Origin of the sequence: Pseudothauera lacus (genome assembly GCF_003034845.1) — a bacterium.
GTDB classification, from domain to species: Bacteria; Pseudomonadota; Gammaproteobacteria; order Burkholderiales; family Rhodocyclaceae; genus Pseudothauera; species Pseudothauera lacus.
Genome location: NZ_PZKC01000001.1, coordinates 376,739 through 394,510 on the forward strand (window position 1 = coordinate 376,739; position 17,772 = coordinate 394,510).

General features: G+C 65.8%; 15 protein-coding genes. 1 reads left to right on the plus strand and 14 read right to left on the minus strand.

Annotated features, from left to right (window positions below; all coding sequences use genetic code 11):
- Window positions 1-59 precede the first annotated feature (59 nt).
- The 10 genes from pnp to C8261_RS01725 all read right to left on the minus strand — a co-directional run bounded on the left by pnp (window position 60) and on the right by C8261_RS01725 (window position 11,924).
- The gene (gene pnp / locus C8261_RS01680) at window positions 60-2,162 is read right to left on the minus strand and encodes a polyribonucleotide nucleotidyltransferase (RefSeq protein ID WP_107491905.1); all 2,103 of its coding nucleotides are present in this window, start codon (window positions 2,160-2,162) and stop codon (window positions 60-62) included.
- Window positions 2,163-2,321: 159 nt separating this feature from the next.
- A complete protein-coding gene (gene rpsO, locus C8261_RS01685; protein ID WP_107491906.1) occupies window positions 2,322-2,591 on the minus strand; it encodes a 30S ribosomal protein S15 in 270 nt (89 codons plus the stop codon).
- Window positions 2,592-2,669: 78 nt separating this feature from the next.
- Window positions 2,670-3,587 (minus strand): tRNA pseudouridine(55) synthase TruB, encoded by a 918-nt coding sequence (gene truB, locus C8261_RS01690; RefSeq protein WP_107491907.1) that lies wholly within the window; start codon window positions 3,585-3,587, stop codon window positions 2,670-2,672.
- Between the two features lie 66 nt (window positions 3,588-3,653).
- Window positions 3,654-4,031: a 30S ribosome-binding factor RbfA gene (gene rbfA, locus C8261_RS01695; protein ID WP_107491908.1), complete on the minus strand. Its 378-nt coding sequence runs from the start codon at window positions 4,029-4,031 to the stop codon at window positions 3,654-3,656.
- 2 nt (window positions 4,032-4,033) lie between these two features.
- Window positions 4,034-6,841 carry a translation initiation factor IF-2 gene (gene infB, locus C8261_RS01700; RefSeq protein ID WP_107491909.1) on the minus strand — a complete coding sequence of 936 codons (2,808 nt, stop codon included), beginning with the start codon at window positions 6,839-6,841 and terminating at the stop codon, window positions 4,034-4,036.
- A gap of 13 nt (window positions 6,842-6,854) precedes the next feature.
- Window positions 6,855-8,330 carry a transcription termination factor NusA gene (gene nusA / locus C8261_RS01705; RefSeq protein WP_107491910.1) on the minus strand — a complete coding sequence of 492 codons (1,476 nt, stop codon included), beginning with the start codon at window positions 8,328-8,330 and terminating at the stop codon, window positions 6,855-6,857.
- 27 nt (window positions 8,331-8,357) lie between these two features.
- Window positions 8,358-8,786 carry a ribosome maturation factor RimP gene (rimP, locus tag C8261_RS01710; RefSeq protein ID WP_181358815.1) on the minus strand — a complete coding sequence of 143 codons (429 nt, stop codon included), beginning with the start codon at window positions 8,784-8,786 and terminating at the stop codon, window positions 8,358-8,360.
- A 168-nt stretch (window positions 8,787-8,954) separates the two neighbouring features.
- Window positions 8,955-9,497 carry a hydrolase gene (locus C8261_RS01715; protein ID WP_107491911.1) on the minus strand — a complete coding sequence of 181 codons (543 nt, stop codon included), beginning with the start codon at window positions 9,495-9,497 and terminating at the stop codon, window positions 8,955-8,957.
- Window positions 9,498-9,509: 12 nt separating this feature from the next.
- Window positions 9,510-11,471, minus strand: a complete 1,962-nt coding sequence (locus tag C8261_RS01720; RefSeq protein WP_107491912.1) for an acetoacetate--CoA ligase — start codon at window positions 11,469-11,471, stop codon at window positions 9,510-9,512.
- Window positions 11,472-11,513: 42 nt separating this feature from the next.
- Window positions 11,514-11,924, minus strand: a complete 411-nt coding sequence (locus C8261_RS01725) for an acyl-CoA thioesterase (RefSeq protein WP_107491913.1) — start codon at window positions 11,922-11,924, stop codon at window positions 11,514-11,516.
- Between the two features lie 157 nt (window positions 11,925-12,081).
- Here C8261_RS01725 and C8261_RS01730 point away from each other — a divergent pair, with 157 nt between their 5' ends.
- Window positions 12,082-13,725 (plus strand): electron transfer flavoprotein-ubiquinone oxidoreductase, encoded by a 1,644-nt coding sequence (locus tag C8261_RS01730; RefSeq protein ID WP_107491914.1) that lies wholly within the window; start codon window positions 12,082-12,084, stop codon window positions 13,723-13,725.
- A 23-nt stretch (window positions 13,726-13,748) separates the two neighbouring features.
- Here the strand turns inward: C8261_RS01730 and C8261_RS01735 are convergent, their stop codons facing one another.
- The 4 genes from C8261_RS01735 to C8261_RS01750 all read right to left on the minus strand — a co-directional run bounded on the left by C8261_RS01735 (window position 13,749) and on the right by C8261_RS01750 (window position 17,753).
- Window positions 13,749-14,171: an ExbD/TolR family protein gene (locus tag C8261_RS01735; protein ID WP_107491915.1), complete on the minus strand. Its 423-nt coding sequence runs from the start codon at window positions 14,169-14,171 to the stop codon at window positions 13,749-13,751.
- A 24-nt stretch (window positions 14,172-14,195) separates the two neighbouring features.
- The gene (locus C8261_RS01740; RefSeq protein WP_107491916.1) at window positions 14,196-14,981 is read right to left on the minus strand and encodes a MotA/TolQ/ExbB proton channel family protein; all 786 of its coding nucleotides are present in this window, start codon (window positions 14,979-14,981) and stop codon (window positions 14,196-14,198) included.
- Between the two features lie 3 nt (window positions 14,982-14,984).
- Window positions 14,985-15,632 (minus strand): energy transducer TonB, encoded by a 648-nt coding sequence (locus tag C8261_RS17785; RefSeq protein WP_107491917.1) that lies wholly within the window; start codon window positions 15,630-15,632, stop codon window positions 14,985-14,987.
- Between the two features lie 99 nt (window positions 15,633-15,731).
- On the minus strand, window positions 15,732-17,753 hold the full coding sequence (locus C8261_RS01750) for a TonB-dependent receptor (protein ID WP_181358801.1): 2,022 nt from the start codon (window positions 17,751-17,753) through the stop codon (window positions 15,732-15,734).
- Window positions 17,754-17,772 lie beyond the last annotated feature (19 nt).

Below are 17,772 nucleotides of genomic sequence, written 5' to 3' on the forward strand. Positions count from 1 at the left end.
CTCAGGACAGCAAAAAGGGACGCCGCGGCGTCCCTTTTTGCTGTGCAGGCGTGGCGTGCTCAGCCAGCGTTCTGCGGTTCAAGCAGCGCCTTCATCGACAGGCGGATCTTGCCGCGCTCGTCGGTTTCCAGCACCTTGACGCGCACCACCTGACCTTCCTTGACGTAGTCGCCGACGTTATTGACGCGCTCGTTGGCGATCTGCGAGACGTGCAGCAGGCCGTCACGGCCCGGCAGGATGTTCACGATGGCGCCGAAGTCCAGCAGGCGCAGGACGGTGCCTTCGTAGACCTTGCCGATCTCGACCTCGGCGGTGATCGCCTCGATCTTCTCCTTGGCGGCCTGTGCGCCTTCGGCGCTCACCGAGGAGATGGTGATGCTGCCGTCGTCCTCGATCTCGATGACGGTACCGGTCTCTTCCTGCAGCGCACGGATCACCGCACCGCCCTTGCCGATCACGTCGCGGATCTTCTCGGGGTTGATCTTCATGTTGATCATGCGCGGGGCGAACTCGGAGACTTCGCCGCGGTGCGAGGCAAGGGCCTGCTTCATCTGCGCGAGGATGTGCAGGCGGCCTTCGCCGGCCTGCGCCAGCGCGACCTGCATGATCTCCTTGGTGATGCCCTGGATCTTGATGTCCATCTGCAGCGCAGTGACACCGTTCTCGGTACCGGCGACCTTGAAGTCCATGTCGCCGAGGTGATCCTCGTCACCGAGGATGTCGGTGAGCACGGCAAAGCGGTTGCCGTCCTTGATCAGACCCATGGCGATGCCGGCGACGTGCGCCTTCATCGGCACGCCGGCATCCATCAGTGCCAGCGAACCACCGCACACCGAGGCCATCGAGCTGGAGCCGTTGGATTCGGTGATTTCCGACACCAGACGGACGGTGTAGCTGAAGTCTTCGGCGGGCGGCAGGGCAGCGATCAGGGCACGCTTGGCGAGACGGCCGTGGCCGACCTCGCGACGCTTGGTGACGCCGAAACGGCCGGTCTCGCCGGTGCAGAACGGCGGGAAGTTGTAGTGCAGCATGAAGTTTTCGCGGTATTCGCCGGCGATGGCGTCGATGATCTGCTCATCGCGACCGGTGCCGAGCGTTGCCACCACCAGGGCCTGGGTCTCGCCACGGGTGAACAGAGCCGAGCCGTGGGTGCGCGGCAGCACGCCGACGCGGATGTCGATCGGACGCACGGTGCGGGTGTCGCGCCCGTCGATGCGCGGCTCGCCGTTGAGGATGCGGCTGCGCACGATGCCGGCTTCGAGTTCGTGGAAGATGTCCTTCACTTCGTTCAGCGAGGGCGGGTTGTCCACGCCTTCGGTGACCGCAGCGACGACGCTCTTGCGGATCTCGTTGAGACGCTCGCTGCGCGCCTGCTTGCTGGTGATGTTGAAGGCCTGCTCCAGATCCGCAGCGGCAAGCTCCTTGATGCGGGCGATGAGCGCTTCGTTGGCGGGCGGTGCCTGCCAGTTCCATTCCGGTTTGCCGGCCACTTCGACCAGTTCGTTGATCGCGCGGATGGCGTGCTGCATCTGCTCGTGGCCATACACCACGGCGCCCAGCATGACCGCTTCGGAGAGTTCCTTGGCTTCGGACTCGACCATCAGCACGGCGCTTGCGGTACCGGCAACGACGAGGTTGAGCTGGCTGGTCTGCAGTTCGGTGGTGGTCGGGTTGAGCAGATACTGGCCGTCGGCATAACCCACGCGCGCGGCGCCGATGGGACCGTTGAAGGGGATGCCGGAAATGGCCAGCGCGGCCGAGGCACCGATCATCGCCGGGATGTCGGAATCGACTTCCGGGTTCAGCGACAGGACGGTGACGATGACCTGCACTTCATTGTAGAAACCTTCCGGGAAGAGCGGACGGATGGGGCGGTCGATGAGGCGGGAAGTCAGCGTTTCCTTCTCGGTGGGACGGCCTTCGCGCTTGAAGAAGCCGCCCGGGATGCGCCCGGCGGCGTAGAACTTCTCGACGTAATCGACGGTGAGGGGGAAGAAGTCCTGCCCCGGCTTGGCGTCCTTGGCGGCGACCACGGTGGCCAGCACCACGGTGTCGTCCATATTGACGATCACGGCGCCGCCGGCCTGGCGAGCAACCTCGCCGGTTTCAAGGGTGACGGCATGGGCGCCGTAGGCGAACGTTTTCTTGATGGAAGTAGGCAAGGGATTTTCCTTTTTCGATAGGTGCAGCAAACAACAACTGCAAGGTTGAAGGTCCGCGCGCGAAAGTGACAAAGCCGGGACTGCCCGCAAGGGCACGTCCCGGCTTTGCTGGCCTAGCTAGCCGAATCCGGCGCTGTCGGACGTGTCACGACCGACGACTTACTTGCGCAGACCCAGACGCTCGATCAGGTTGCGATAGCTGTCGGCGTTGGTGCGCTTGAGGTAGTCCAGCAGCTTGCGACGGCGGCTGACCATCTTGAGCAGACCACGACGGGAGTGGTGGTCCTTGGCGTTGGCCTTGAAGTGGCCGGTGAGACCGTTGATGCGGGTGGTCAGCAGGGCCACCTGGACTTCCGGCGAGCCGGTATCGCCCTGGGCGCGCTGGTATTCGGCAACAACTTGGGCCTTGGTGGTGGTATCGAGAGCCATGTGCGTGTTTACTCGTCTATTTCTGTCAATCAGAAGCGGCGAATTATAGCTGACGCCGCGCGGAAAACTCAATCGAAATCATGCAGCAGCGCCGGAAGCGGCGGTGGCGATGAGGCGTTTTGGCGACAGTTTGCCATCCTCACCGAGTACCGCAAGCCCCAGGAAGCGCTCTCCGGCATACACCCGCAGCAGACCCGGTGCCGGCGCGACAATGCCGTCGAGCTGACGCCCCTGCAGCAGGGCCTGCGCCTGCTGCGGATCGAGCACGGCAGACGGGAAAGCCGCCACCAGCGCATCGACCGGCGCCAGCAATGCATCGCGTTCGGCTTCCGGGCAGGACTGCAGCTGCGCCAGTGGCACCGCGGCAGCAATCCCGAAGGCGCCGATACGGGTGCGGCGCAGCGCCGCGAGGTGGGCGCCACAGCCCAGCGCACGACCGATGTCGACGGCAAGGCTGCGGATGTAGGTCCCCTTGCTGCAGCTCACCCGCAGATCGACGAACTCGCCGTCAAAACCTTCCAGGCTGAGCTCGTGGATCACCACCGGGCGCGCCTCGAGCTCGACATCGATACCGGCGCGGGCATACTCGTAGAGTGGCCGGCCGTCGCGCTTGAGCGCAGAGAAGATCGGCGGCACCTGCTCGATGGCGCCACGGAAGCGTTCCAGCACCGCCTCCAGGGCCGCGCGGTCGACCGTCACTGCAGCCTGCGCGGTAACGCTGCCTTCGGCATCGCCGGTATCGGTTTCGGCGCCCAGACGGAGGCGGGCCTCGTAGGTCTTGTCGGCATCGAGCAGCATCTGCGAGAACTTGGTGGCCTCGCCAAAGGTCAGCGGCAGCAGGCCGCTGGCCAGCGGATCGAGGGTGCCGGTATGCCCCGCCTTGGCAGCGTTGAGCACGCGGCGGGCAGCCTGCAGGGCGCCATTGGAGGTCATGCCGCAGGGCTTGTCGAGCAACAGCACGCCATCGAGCGGACGGCGCTGGTGACGGAATTGCATGAACGAATCCGGGAATGGACTGCGCGCAGCGCCACCGCCCCGCAGGGCGGCAGGCGCCGGTGCACATCAGTCGTCGTCGCGGTGGCGCGCCTGATCCTCGCGCACCACCTGATCGATGAGCGAGGACAGGCGACTGCCCTGCTCCAGCGAACGGTCGTAGTGGAAATGCAGCTCGGGAATGGTGTGGATACGCACCCGCCGACCAAGCTCGCGGCGCAGGAAACCGCTGGCACGCTGGAGGCCGGAGAGGATGTCGTCCAGCCCCTCCTCGCCCTTCAGCGAGGTGAAATACACCTTCGCATGCGCGTAGTCGGGGGTGATCTCGACTTCGGTCAGCGAAATCATGCCGATGCGCGGATCCTTGACTTCCAGCCGGATCAGTTCGGCCAGCTCGCGGCGGATCTGCTCCACCACGCGCTGGCTGCGTGAATACTCCTTGGGCATGGTCAGAGCGTCCGTGCCACTTCACGCACTTCGAAGATCTCCAGCTGGTCGCCTTCCTGGATGTCGTTGTAGTTCTTCAGCTGCAGACCGCACTCGTAGCCGAACTTGACTTCCTTGACGTCGTCCTTGAAGCGCTTCAGGGAGTCGAGCTCGCCGGTCCATTGCACCACGTTGTTGCGCAGCAGACGGGCGGAGGAACCCCGTTTGACGACACCTTCGAGGACGTAGCAACCCGCCACCGAGCCGACGCGGGAGATGGTGAACACCTGGCGGATCTCCACCAGGCCGATGACCTCTTCGCGCTTCTCGGGCGCCAGCATGCCGGACAACGCGGACTTCACCTCGTCGAGGGCGTCGTAGATGATGTTGTAGTAGCGGATGTCGACACCGAAGCTCTCCGCCAGCTTGCGCGCACCGGCATCGGCACGGGTGTTGAAGCCGATGATCACCGCGCCGGAGGCCTGTGCGAGGTTGACGTCGGATTCGCTGATGCCGCCCACCGCACCGTGGATGACGTTGACGCGCACCTCGTCGTTGGAGAGCTTGTTGAGCGACTGCACCAGCGCCTCCTGCGAGCCCTGCACGTCGGCCTTGACGATCAGCGGCAGGGTCTTGACTTCGCCCTCGGCCATCTGTTCGAGCATGGTTTCGAGCTTCGCGGCCTGCTGCTTGGCGAGTTTGACGTCGCGGTACTTGCCCTGGCGGAACAGGGCAATCTCGCGCGCCTTCTTCTCGTCGGCAAGGACGATGGCCTCGTCGCCGGCGGCAGGCACATCGGAAAGACCGAGGATTTCGACCGGAATCGACGGGCCGGCCTGCTCGATGGGCTTGCCGTTCTCGTCGAGCATGGCGCGGATGCGCCCGAAGGTGGCGCCGACCAGCAGCACGTCGCCCTTGCGCAGGGTACCGGACTGCACCAGCAGTGACGCCACCGCACCACGCCCCTTGTCGAGACGGGCTTCGACGATGATGCCCTTTGCCGGGGTATCGTCGGGTGCGCGCAGTTCGAGCACTTCGGCCTGCAGCAGCACGGCTTCGAGGAGGTCGTCGATACCGAGCCCGCTCTTCGCCGACACCGGCACGAACATCACTTCGCCACCGTATTCTTCCGGCACCACGCTCTCGGCAACCAGCTCCTGCTTGACGCGGTCGGGATTGGCCTCGGGCTTGTCGATCTTGGTGATCGCCACCACGATGGGCACATTGGCGGCCTGGGCGTGGTGGATGGCCTCGCGGGTCTGCGGCATCACGCCGTCGTCGGCGGCCACCACCAGAATGACGATGTCGGTGGCCTTGGCGCCACGCGCACGCATCGCGGTAAAGGCCTCGTGACCCGGCGTATCGAGGAAGGTGACCATGCCACGCTCGGTTTCGACGTGGTAGGCACCGATGTGCTGGGTAATGCCGCCGTGCTCGCCTTCGGCAACCTTGGCGCGGCGGATGTAGTCGAGCAGCGAGGTCTTGCCGTGGTCGACGTGACCCATCACCGTCACCACCGGGGCGCGCGGCTTGAGCTCGGCATCCTTGTGCTCGTTGTGGTCTTCGAGGAAGGCATCGGGGTCGTCGAGCTTGGCAGCGACGGCCTGGTGACCCATCTCCTCGACGATGATCATCGCGGTGTCCTGATCGAGCACCTGGTTGATGGTCACCATGGTGCCCATCTTCATCAGGGTCTTGATGACTTCGGTGGCCTTCACCGACATCTTGTGGGCGAGATCGGCGACGGTGATGGTCTCCGGCACATGGACCTCGCGGACGATGGGCTCGGACGGCGCCTGGAAGCCGGAACGGTCGTCCTGCTGGTGGCGACCGCCGCCGTGGCGACCACCGCCGCGCGCGCCCTTCCAGCCGGCGGACGCGCCCACTTCACCACGGGTCTTCAGACCACCGCGGCGCTTGGCGCTGTCGGCTTCGCGCGCGGGTGCCCCGCGCTTGACATCCTTGCCCGCCTTGTCGTCGCTCTTCGCCGGGCGATGCAGGGTGCCGCTGGGCCCCTTGGCAGCCGGGCGTGCAGCCTCTTCGGCCTTCTTCTTCTCTTCCGCACGCAGGCGGGCCTCTTCTTCGAGGCGACGCGCCTCGGAGGCCGCACGGGTGGCGGCTTCGCGCTCCTGGCGGGCGCGCAGATCGGCGAGCTGGCGTTCCTTGAGGGCGCGGGCACGACGCTCTTCGGCCTCGCGGGCGGCGCGCTCTTCATCACTGAGCAGCTCGCTGATGGTCAGCGGCCGGGCAGGCGCAGTTTCGGCAGGCGTCTCTGCGGCCACTTCAGCAACTTCGGCAGGCTTCTCATCGACGACCGCGACGACGGCTTCGGCTTCAGGCTCGACCGCGGCAACCGGCACCTCGACCTCGGGCGCAGCAGCGGGCTCTTCGACCGCTGCCACTTCGGCAACGACGGGCTCGGCTGCAACCGGCACTTCGACCACCGGCTCGACAATCGCCTCAACGACAGCCTCGACGACAGGAGTTTCCTCGACGGCAGCGGCCTGCTCGGCGGCGGCTTCGGCAAGCAAGTCATCGCGCTTCACGAAGGTGCGCTTCTTGCGCACCTCTACCTGCACCGTGCGGGCACGCCCGGTGGAGTCGGTAGCGCGGATCTCGCTGGTCTGCTTGCGGGTCAGGGTGATCTTGCCCTTGGGCTCGGTATCGCCATGGGAGCGGCGCAGGTAGTCGAGCAACTGCGCCTTGTCCTGTTCGCTCAGCAGATCGTCGGCGCCGCCCTTGACCACGCCCGCCTTGCTGAGTTGTTCGAGCAGCACCGCGGCCGGCATTTTCAGTTCGCCGGCAAACTGGGTTACGCTCATCTGTTCCATACATGCCCTCCCATCATTCTTCGAACCAGTGGGCGCGTGCTGTGGAAATCAGCGCCGTGGCCCGTTCTTCGTCAATCCCGGCAAGCTCGACCAGCTCATCCACAGCGAGATCGGCCAGCTCGTCACGGGTACGAACGCCCTTCTGGGCAAGCGTGGCGGCAAGCGACTTGTCCATGCCTTCAAGGCCGAGGAGGTCGTCGGAAACCTTTTCGAGCTGCTCTTCGGTGACGATGGCCGCGGTGAGCAGCACGTTACGGGCGCGGTTGCGCAACTCGGTCACGGTCTCCTCGTCGAAGGCCTCGATCTCGAGCATCTCCGCCAGCGGAACGTAGGCAATCTCCTCCAGCGAGGAAAAGCCTTCTTCGATCAGGATGTCGGCGACTTCGTCATCGACATCGAGCTTGGACATGAACAGCGCGCGCAGCCCCTGGCGCTCCTGCTCGGAACGCTCGGCCGATTCGGCCTCGCTCATCAGGTTGATGGTCCAGCCGGTAAGCTCGGAAGCGAGCTTGACGTTCTGGCCGCTGCGCCCGATGGCGATGGCGAGGTTGTTTTCGTCGACCACCACGTCCATGCCGTGGGTCTCCTCATCGACGACGATGGAGACCACCTCGGCCGGCTGCAGCGCGGCGATGACGAACTGCGCCGGATCCTGCGCCCAGACGATGATGTCGATCTGCTCGCCGCCGATTTCGTTGCGCACCGCGGTGACCCGCGAGCCGCGCAGGCCGACGCAGGTACCGATCGGGTCGATGCGTGGATCGTTCGACTTGACGGCGATCTTGGCGCGCAGACCGGGGTCGCGGGCGCAGGCCTTGATCTCCAGCAGACCGTCTTCGATCTCCGGCACTTCGAGCTCGAAGAGCCTCATGAGGAATTCCGGCGCGGTGCGCGACAGCACCAGCTGCGGGCCGCGCGCGCTGCGGTCGATGCGCAGCAGGAAGGCCTTGACGCGATCGCCGACGCGCAGGTTCTCGCGCGGGATCATCTGATCGCGCGGCAGCACGGCTTCCATGCGGCCGACCTCGATGATCGCGTTGCCCCGCTCCATGCGCTTGATGGAGCCGGAGACGAGGAATTCCTTGCGTTCGAGGAAGTCGTTGAGCACCTGCTCGCGCTCGGCATCGCGGATCTTCTGCAGGATCACCTGCTTGGCGGCCTGGGCGCCGATACGGCCGAAGTCGATGGACTCCAGGGGCTCCTCGATGAAGTCGCCAAGCTGCACATCGGCCTTCACCTCACGGGCATCGATGATGCCCATCTCGGCCTCGTCGTTGCTCACTTCCTCGTCGAGCATCACCACCCAGCGACGCACGGAGTGGTAGTCGCCGGTCTCACGGTCGATGGTCACCACCACGTCGGCGTCATCATGGATGCGCTTTTTGGTCGCGGAGGCCAGCGCCGACTCCAGCGCGGCAAAAACGATGTCCTTGGCGACGTTCTTCTCACGGGCCAGGGCATCCACAAGCAGCAGAATCTCGCGGCTCATTTCCTCAAAACCTCCACATCCGAATGCTCAAAACTTGGGAACAAGGCGTGCTTTCTCGATCTCGTCGAAGGCCAGGGCCGTTTCGCCCTTTTCGGTCTGCAGGATCACTGCACCGTCCTTAACGCCGGCCAGCACGCCAATGAAATTACGTTGATTGCCGATGGGCATCTGCAGCCTGACCTGGGCCTCCTGCCCGGCAAAGCGCTCGAAATCGGCGAGCTTCTTGAGCGGACGATCGAGACCCGGCGACGACACCTCGAGGCGGTCGTAATCGACATTCTCGACCTCGAACACCCGGGTCAGCTGGTTGCTGACGGTAGCGCAGTCGTCCACCGTGACACCACGCTCGATGTCGATGAACACGCGCAGCAGACGTCCCTTGGGAGACATCTCCAGATCAACGAGTTCGAAACCCAGGCCGCTGACGACCTGCTCGACCAGCCCTTCAAGATTCATCTGCACGCCCACAAATAAAAAATGGGCGAAACGCCCATCCCTGTTGAACTCAACCGGAAACAGCCAGAACCGCCTCAAGGGACGGTTCAGTCAAAGCCTTCGAATTATAGCCGTTTGCACACCTGCAGGCAATGCAGAGCGCGTCAGCGCGTCAATCCGGCACCAAGCTCAGCGGATGAACTCGCGATTGACCGCCGAAAACAGCGCTGTGCCGCCGCGGCGCAGCCACTCGAAGGCGACCATCTCGCGCGCGACGATCTCGATGCCGTGCTGGCGCATGCGCTCGAAAGCGAGGTCGCGATTGAGCGGATCGCGCGAGCCGGACGCATCGGCGACCACGAAGACCTCCTTGCCGGCCCAGCGCAGGTCGAGCGCGGTCTGCTGCACGCAAACGTGCGCCTCGGTGCCGCAGACGATCACCTGACGGCGGCGCTCGACCTCGGTGCCCGCCAGACAGCCTTCGGCCTGGGCGGAAAAGTGCTGCTTGGCGACATAGTGCGCCGCACCGGTGACGGCCTTGAGCGCCGCCACCGTCGTGCCGATCTTGTCCGGGCAATGCTCGGTGACCACCACCGGCACGTCCATGCGCGCAGCCACCTGCGCCAGCCAGATGCAGTTGTCCACGATGCGCTGACTGTCGTGGATGGCCGGCGCCAGCCGGCTCTGGATATCGACGATCAGCAGCGTCGCGTGTTGCGCACTCATCAGCATGCCCTGCCCTCCTCAGCCCTGCAGTTCAACGCGTTCGCGGAAATGCTCGAGCGCCTCCGGATTGGCCAGCGCCTCGATGTTCTTCACCGCCTGCCCATGCACCACGTTGCGCACCGCCAGTTCGACGATCTTGCCGCTCTTGGTGCGCGGGATGTCGGCCACCTGGAGGACCTTGGCAGGGACGTGGCGCGGCGTGGTGTTGTCGCGGATGGTGCGCTTGATGCGCGCCGCCAGTTCGTCGTCGAGGGCAAGCCCGTCGCGCAGCTTGACGAACAGCACGACGCGCACATCGCCTTCCCAGTCCTGCCCGATGACCAGGGATTCGACAACCTCGTCGAGCTTTTCCACCTGGCGGTAGATCTCCGCGGTACCGATGCGCACGCCTCCCGGATTGAGGGTGGCATCCGAACGCCCGTAGATGATCAGCCCGCCATGGGCGGTGATCTCGCAGAAGTCCCCATGACACCAGACGTTGGCAAAGCGCTCGAAGTAGGCGGCGCGATAGCGCGCGCCGTCGGCATCGTTCCAGAAACCGACCGGCATCACCGGGAAAGGCCTGGTGCACACCAACTCGCCCTTCTCGCCGCGCACCGGTCTGCCGTCGTCGTCCCACACATCGACGGCCATGCCCAGACCGCGGCACTGGATCTCGCCACGCCACACCGGCAGGGTCGGGTTGCCGAGCACGAAGCAGGAGATGATGTCGGTACCGCCGGAGATCGACGACAGGCAGACATCGCTCTTGATGGCCCGATAGACGTAGTCGAAGCCCTCCGGCACCAGCGGACTGCCGGTGCTCATGATGCTGCGCAGGGCGTCGAGGCGGTGCGTGCGCGCGGGCGCCAGATCGATCTTGGCGATGGCGTCGATGAACTTTGCCGAGGTGCCGAAATGGGTCATGCCTTCGGCGTCAGCGTAATCGAACAGGATGCCGCCCTTGCCGATGAAGGGCGAACCGTCGTAGAGCAGCAGCGTCGCGCCGGCGGCCAACCCGGAAACCAGCCAGTTCCACATCATCCAGCCGCAGGTGGTGAAATAGAACAGGCGATCACCGGGCTTCACGTCGGCATGCAGGCGGTGCTCCTTGAGATGCTGCAGCAGCGCACCACCGGCACAGTGCACGATGCACTTGGGCACGCCCGTGGTGCCGGAGGAGTACATGATGTACAGCGGGTGATCGAAGGGCAGCGCCTCGAAGGCGATCTCGGTGACGGCGTGATGGGGCGCGAGAAAATCGGCCAGCATGCGCGCATGCGCGACACGGCCGAGGTCGTGGTGGGCATGCACGTAGGGCACCACGACGACGCGCCGCAGCGACGGCAGGCGGGAGGCAACCTCGGCCAGCTTGTCGAGACAATCGACCACCTTGCCGTTGTAGTAATAACCGTCGCAGGCCAGCAGCACCTTCGGCCCGGTCTGGCCGAAGCGGTCGAGCACACCCTGCACACCAAAATCCGGCGATGCCGAAGTGAAGATGGCGCCGATGCTCGCCGTCGCCAGCATCGCCACCACGGTTTCGGGCATGTTGGGCATGTAGGCCGCAACGCGGTCGCCCTTGCCCACCCCCTGTTCGCGCAGTGCCGCGGCAAAGCGCGCCACCTGGCGATAGAGCTCGCCATGGGAAAGACGGTTCTTGACCTTGTCCTCACCCCAGAACACCAGCGCATCGCGCTCGTCGCGCGAGCGCAGCAGGTTCTGCGCAAAGTTCAGACGGGCCTCTGGAAACCAGCGCGCACCGGGCATGCGCTGCGCATCGACGAGCACCGTCGCGCCGCGTTCGCCGATCACCGCGCCATCGTCCCAGACACTGGTCCAGAATTGCTCCGGCGCATTCACCGACCACGCATGGAGGGCTTCGTAGTCGCCCAGTTCCACGCCCCAGCGCGCCTCTGCGGCACGGGCAAATGCGGTGATGTTGGCCTCGGCGATGCGCTGCCCGGAAGGCTGCCACAGCGGCAGGTGTACACTGCTCATTGCTTGTCTCCTGATATTTTTGTCTTCGCCCGGCGCCGAACCTCAGGCCGCCAGTGTGCTGCGCAGTGTATCCGGCAAGGGGACCGACTTGCCAGTGCGTGGGTCCATCCACACCACCTTCGCCGCGCCCTCGGCATAGAGGCGCTCATCGCCCTCGACCCGCAGTTCGTACCAGGTGTCGACACTGCTGCGCCCGGGGTTGCCGGCGAAGAGGCGGATCTCCACGGTGGCCGGGTAATTGACCGGAATCAGGAAGGTGCAGCTGGCATTGATGATCACCGGCGCCTGCGGTTCTGCCGGACTGACCGCAAAGTCCATCGCCTCCAGCCACTCTACCCGCGCCTGCTCGAAGTAGCGGAAATACACCGTGTTGTTGACGTGACCGTAGGCGTCCATGTCGCCCCAGCGCACCGCCATGCGGGTGGTGAGCAGCAGTTTGCGGTCGGTGTGCATGCGGGTCTCCTCTATTGGTGTTGTCGTGCGGGTAATGTAACATACGCCACCGTATGTTCAAGCAGCCCGGCCAGCCGGCACGGAAATACTAAACTGAGACATTCGGGGCCCGCCACGAGCGTGACGCGAGACGGGCCCGGAGACCGAGGAGAACAGGATGGAACGCGAGTCGATGGAGTTCGATGTCCTCATCGTGGGTGGCGGTCCGGCCGGCCTGGCCGCCGCGCTCAGGCTCAAGCAGCTCGCCGACGCGAAAGGCCGCGAACTGTCGATCTGCCTGATCGAGAAAGGTGCCGAGATCGGCGCCCACTCGCTGTCGGGCGCAGTGCTCGACCCGCGCTCGCTGAACGAACTGATCCCCGACTGGAAGGAAAAGGGCGCGCCGCTGTCCACCCAGGTCAGCGAAGACCGCTTCCTCTTCCTCACCGCCGACGGCGCCCACCGCACGCCCAACTTCCTCCTTCCCGAGTGCTTCACCAACCACGGCAACTACATCATCCGCCTCGGCCATCTGACCAAGTGGCTGGGCGAGCAGTGCGAAGCGGCCGGCATCGAGGTCTACCCCGGTTTCGCCGCCGCGGAGATCCTCTACGACGACAACGGTGCGGTGAAGGGGGTCGCCACCGGCGACATGGGCCTCAACCGTGACGGCACCCCCGGCCCCCAGCACCAGCCGGGCATGGAGCTGCATGCGCGTTACACCCTGTTTGCCGAAGGCTGTCGCGGCCATCTCGGCAAGATCCTCGAAGCACGCTTCAATCTGCGCGAAGGCGCCGATCCGCAGACCTACGGCATCGGCATCAAGGAGTTGTGGGAGATCAAGCCCGAACAGCACGTCCCCGGCCTGGTCATGCACACCGCGGGCTGGCCGCTGGATGCGGCCACCTATGGCGGCTCCTTCATGTACCACCTCGAAGACAATCTGGTGGCGATCGGTTTCGTGGTCGGCCTCAACTACAGCAACCCCTACCTCTCGCCCTACGAAGAGTTCCAGCGCTACAAGACCCACCCGGAGATCCGCCGCTTCCTCGACGGCGGCAAGCGCCTCTCCTACGGCGCCCGCGCACTCACCGCCGGCGGCCTGCAGTCGCTGCCGAAGACCACCTTCCCCGGCGGCGCGCTGATCGGCGACGACGCCGGCTATCTCAACGCCTCGCGCATCAAGGGCATCCACGCGGCGATCAAGTCCGGCATGCTGGCCGCAGAAGCCGCCTTCGAGGCCGTCGCCGCAGAGCGCCAGCGCGACGAACTGAGCGCCTACCCGGAGGCCTTCCGCAGCAGCTGGCTGCACGAAGAGCTCCACCGCGCGCGCAATTTCAAGCCGCTGATGAAGAAGGGTCTGTACATGGGCTCGCTGCTCTTCGGCATCGACCAGATCGTCTTCCGCGGCAAGGCGCCGTGGACCCTGCACAACACCGCCGACCATCAGTACCTGAAGAAGGCTGCGGAGTGCACGCCCATCGACTACCCCAAGCCGGACGGCGTGCTGACCTTCGACCGCCTGTCCTCGGTCTTCCTCTCCAACACCAACCACGAGGAAGAACAGCCCTGCCATCTGCAGCTCAGGGATCCCGCTGCGGCCATCCGCATCAATCTCGAACAGTACGACAGCCCCGAGCAACGCTACTGTCCGGCCGGCGTGTACGAGATCGTCCGTGACGGCGAGGGTGGCGCCGCGCGCCTGCAGATCAACGCGCAGAACTGCGTGCACTGCAAGACCTGTGACATCAAGGACCCCACCCAGAACATCAACTGGGTAGTCCCGCAAGGCGGCGAAGGGCCGATCTACCAGGGCATGTAAGGACTGCCCGCGGCCGCCACGCCTCAGCGCAGCGGCCGCGGATCCATGACGAAGGCGACCTGCCGGAGACCGGCGCTGCGGGCCGCGGCGATCAACCTGGCAATGCTCTCGTAGGGCGTCAGGCGGTCGGCCTGCAGCTGCAGCTCCGGGCTCGCCTGGGCCCCTGCCGCCAGGCGCAGCGCATCCTCCAGCTCTTCCCAGGCAAGGTCGCGGCCATTCAGCCGCAGCCGCTGCTGCGCGTCGATCACCACATGCACGGCATCGGCCTCAAGTTCGCTGCCGGCGTGCTCCCTCGGCAGGTCGATGTCCTCCGCACGATTCAGCAGCGGTGCGGTGACCAGGAAGATCACCACCAGCACCAGCATCACGTCGATCAGCGGAATCATGTTGATTTCGGCCATCGGCTGCGCATGACCGATACGCTGCGCGGAAACGTTGAATCCCATCGCTTGTCCTCCTCCTGCTGGCGGCTATGCGCCTGGTGCGCCATCCCGGACGAGGCCGGGCAGCCCCGCCCGCTGGCCACCTGCCTCTGCGGCGTGCCAGCCCTGGCCCTGACCGCCGCCATGCCAGGCGGGCACTCTCACGCCGCCGACCAGATAGGCGTGCAGCGCATGCGCAAAACCATCGAGCTGGGCGAGGACCAGGCGGTTGGCGCGCGCGCAGGCGTTGTAGGCCAGCACCGCGGGGATGGCCACGAACAATCCGGCGGCAGTCATGATGAGCGCCTCGCCGACCGGACCGGCAACCTTGTCGATGCTCGCATGGGCGACTCCGGAGAGCGCGATGAGCGCATTGAAGATGCCCCAGACCGTTCCGAAGAGGCCGACAAAGGGCGCCGTGGCGGCCACCGAGGCAAGCACGGCGAGGCCCTGTTCGACCTTCGCCTGCGCTTCGACAACGGCTTGCTGGAGACTGCGGGCGACGAACTCGCCAAGATCGACCCCGGCACCGATGCCCCCGGCACGATGATCCTCAAAGGCCTTCGCGGCCTCCATCGCCTGCCGGGCAAGAGCCGCGAACACCGCGCTGCGGTCGGCAGCGTCGATGATGCCGAGAGCGGCCCGACGATCCGGCGCAGCCCAGAATGCGCGCACCGCCACCGGCGCCTGACGGCGCAGGCGGTAGAGCGTGAAGAACTTGCCGATGATGATCGCCCAGCTCATCACCGACATGCACAGCAGCACCCAGGCGGTTCCATGGGTCACGGCATCGCCATGCGCCCAGAAATGCATCAAGCCCCTTCCTTCGTCCATCCCTCACTCCTGTTCGAGTCGAAAATCGACCGGCACCAGCACACTGGCGGCGACGGCCCTGCCCCCGCTGCGCGCGGGCTCGAAGCGCCACGCCCGCACTGCATCGACGGCAGCGCGGTCGAGCCGGCGATGGCCGCTGGAACGCTCCAGGCCGATCTCCACCACCTTGCCGAGGGCGTCGAGCGCGACCCGTACGATCACCCTGCCCTCCTCCCCCAGGCGACGCGACATGGGCGGATACGGCGGCGGCGGATTGTTCAGGTAAGCCGCCGTGAAACTGGCCGGCTGATCGACAGCCCCGCCAGCGTCGGCGTCCGCGCTGCCGCCCGCCATGGTGGCGGCAGCGGAGGACGGCGTGCCTTCGCCAACGGCGGAGTCGACCGTCGGCGGCGTATCCACGGCCTGCGCGAGCTCAGCCGGCGCTGCAGGCACCACGCTTGCAGGCGGCGAGTCCCTGGCGGGCGATGGCGCCGGCGTCGGCCGGTGTGCACGAGGCACAGGCCGGTGTGGGCGAGGCGCGGGCCCCCGCGCCAGCGCTGGCGCGGCGCTTGGTGCGGCCGCCGGCACAGGCGCTGCGGCCGTGCGCTCAAGGTAGCGCACACTGACGGGGAGACTCGGTTCAGTCTCCCGCGCCCTGTCGGCCGCCGGCATTCCCCATAGAAGAGCACCGAGCAGCGCAAGATGGATGAGCGCGGCGAGCCCAAGCTCAGGCACAGGCGAAGACAGGGGCGGCACCACCGTCACCGCGGATCAGAAGCGCGCATCGAGGGCCAGCGTCACCTGCCTGCCCGGCGCCATGTAGCCGATCCCCTCATAACGGTGGTCCGCGACGTTCTCGACCCCCAGGCGCACGCTCGCAGCCGGCGTGAGCTGGTGGGCCAGCTGCACGTCGAAGGTGGTGTAGGCCTTGCGGTAGGTCAGGTTGCGGTCGTCGGCATAGCGCCTGCCCACCCTCTGCGCAACAAGGGTCAACGTACTCTGCCGCGGCAGGGTGAGCTCCGCCTGCAGCCAGCTGCGTACATTGGGCACATTGACCAGCGTGTTGCCTTCGAGCGCCGGGTCAGGGTCAAAACGGGTGATGGTCGAGCGGTTCCAGGTCTGCGAGAACATCAGCTCGATCCACGCGGCCGGCCTGTAGCGCGCTTCGATCTCCACCCCGCGGGTACGCACGCCTCCGACGTTGACCTTGTCGAAGTTGCTGGCGTCACGGCGCACGTTGTAGATGAAGTCGCGCGCGTCGTTGCGGTAGGCCGTCACCTTGACGAACCCAGTACGCCCGAAATAGCGGTCAACGCCAATATCGTAGGAGGTCAGGCGCTCGGGATCGAGCGCCGCATTACCCCAGTAGGTGGCCGCGCCGCGACGGGCCGAGCTGTAGAGCTCCCACAGTTCGGGAAGCTTGAAGGCGCGCCCGGCATTGGCGCGCAGCACCACCTCCGGAGAGACGCGATAGAGCACCCCGAGGCGGGGTGAGAACTCACTGCCGCTGCGGGTCGGATAGTTGCCCGCAGGCTGCGCAGGCAGGGTGTCGGTCTGCCAACCCCGATGCGCCCAGCGATCGACACGGCCACTGAGATTCACCACCCAGCGCTCGCCCAGATGCATCTCGTCCTGCACGAACAGGGCGCTGCGCCTCACCTCACCGTAGCGCCGCATGACCCGCGTCGGCGTGGCAACGTAGCGATCGGTGACCACACCCATGTAACCGTCGCTGAACTCGACCCCGGCGCTGAGGCAGTGGTGATCACCGAGCGCGATGCCGAACTGCGCGTTCACCCCGCGCGAGACGTCATCGTAGTCCGCCTTGGAGGCGATGCTCCGGTACAGCGGTGCGGCCGCGTTGTCGGCAAACTGCCGCCCCTTGCGGTGGTAGGCAAGCACCGAGTAATCGGCGGTTTCGCCGAGGTGCTGATAACGCAGGGAGGTCAGCAGTTGCTTGCGATGGTTGGGCACGTAGCCCGGGATGTCGTAGAAGTCGGTCGACTTGTCGTCGAGCGACGACAGACGGAACTCCAGCAGGCCCTGCTCGCCGATCTCCTGCACCAGCTTGGCCACGGCATTGCGTTTGCGCGTTCCCATCGCCGTCATCTGCGTGGCCGCGGCGCCATGCTGGGCGCGCTGGGCGTCGGTCCACATGTCGTAGCCGTCGCTGCTGAGCTGGCTGAAGGAGAGGAAGTAGCCGGTCGTCCCCGCCTTGCCGCTGACGCTTGCGGCACCGCGGCGGGTGTTGTTGCTGCCTGCCTCGACGCTCAGACGCGGACTGAAGCCGGACTCGGGCAGGCGCGAGGAGATGCTCACCACCCCGCCCATGGCGTTTGAACCATACAGTCCGGACGCCGCACCGCGCACGACCTCGATGCGCTCAATGTCCTGAGTGCTGAGCTGCGACCAGTCCACCTGGCCGTCGAAGAGCACGTTCATCGGCACACCATCGACCAGCACGAGGGTGCGCCCATTGCCGGGCAGACCGCGGGTATACACCTGGGCAATACGGTTGGGCGAGGCCGCACTCATGCGCGCGGCGTACAGACCGGGCACGCGCTGCAGCAACTGGTCGGCGGTGCTGGCGGAAGACTTCTCTATCGCCTCGCGCTCGACCACCGTCGTCGACGCCGGCACGTCCTGCAGGCGCTGCGCGGTGCGTGTAGCCGACACCACCACTTCGTCGAGATAGGACAACCCGCCCGCATCGCCTTGCTGCGCGGATGCCGCAGCAGCATTCAGTCCCCCCAGGAGCAACAGCCATACCTTCTTCGTTTTGCGGTTTTTCATCGACATCCCGACTCCACCT

Bases quoted from the DNA above. Each gene is read 5' to 3' on its own strand.
- rpsO (WP_107491906.1), bottom strand. From the start codon at position 2,591: ATGGCTCTCGATACCACCACCAAGGCCCAAGTTGTTGCCGAATACCAG.
- truB (WP_107491907.1), bottom strand. From the start codon at position 3,587: ATGCAATTCCGTCACCAGCGCCGTCCGCTCGATGGCGTGCTGTTGCTC.
- rbfA (WP_107491908.1), bottom strand. From the start codon at position 4,031: ATGCCCAAGGAGTATTCACGCAGCCAGCGCGTGGTGGAGCAGATCCGC.
- infB (WP_107491909.1), bottom strand. From the start codon at position 6,841: ATGGAACAGATGAGCGTAACCCAGTTTGCCGGCGAACTGAAAATGCCG.
- nusA (WP_107491910.1), bottom strand. From the start codon at position 8,330: ATGAGCCGCGAGATTCTGCTGCTTGTGGATGCCCTGGCCCGTGAGAAG.
- rimP (WP_181358815.1), bottom strand. From the start codon at position 8,786: ATGAATCTTGAAGGGCTGGTCGAGCAGGTCGTCAGCGGCCTGGGTTTC.
- C8261_RS01715 (WP_107491911.1), bottom strand. From the start codon at position 9,497: ATGCTGATGAGTGCGCAACACGCGACGCTGCTGATCGTCGATATCCAG.
- C8261_RS01720 (WP_107491912.1), bottom strand. From the start codon at position 11,471: ATGAGCAGTGTACACCTGCCGCTGTGGCAGCCTTCCGGGCAGCGCATC.
- C8261_RS01725 (WP_107491913.1), bottom strand. From the start codon at position 11,924: ATGCACACCGACCGCAAACTGCTGCTCACCACCCGCATGGCGGTGCGC.
- C8261_RS01730 (WP_107491914.1), top strand. From the start codon at position 12,082: ATGGAACGCGAGTCGATGGAGTTCGATGTCCTCATCGTGGGTGGCGGT.
- C8261_RS01735 (WP_107491915.1), bottom strand. From the start codon at position 14,171: ATGGGATTCAACGTTTCCGCGCAGCGTATCGGTCATGCGCAGCCGATG.
- C8261_RS01740 (WP_107491916.1), bottom strand. From the start codon at position 14,981: ATGGACGAAGGAAGGGGCTTGATGCATTTCTGGGCGCATGGCGATGCC.
- C8261_RS17785 (WP_107491917.1), bottom strand. From the start codon at position 15,632: ATGCCGGCGGCCGACAGGGCGCGGGAGACTGAACCGAGTCTCCCCGTC.
- C8261_RS01750 (WP_181358801.1), bottom strand. From the start codon at position 17,753: ATGAAAAACCGCAAAACGAAGAAGGTATGGCTGTTGCTCCTGGGGGGA.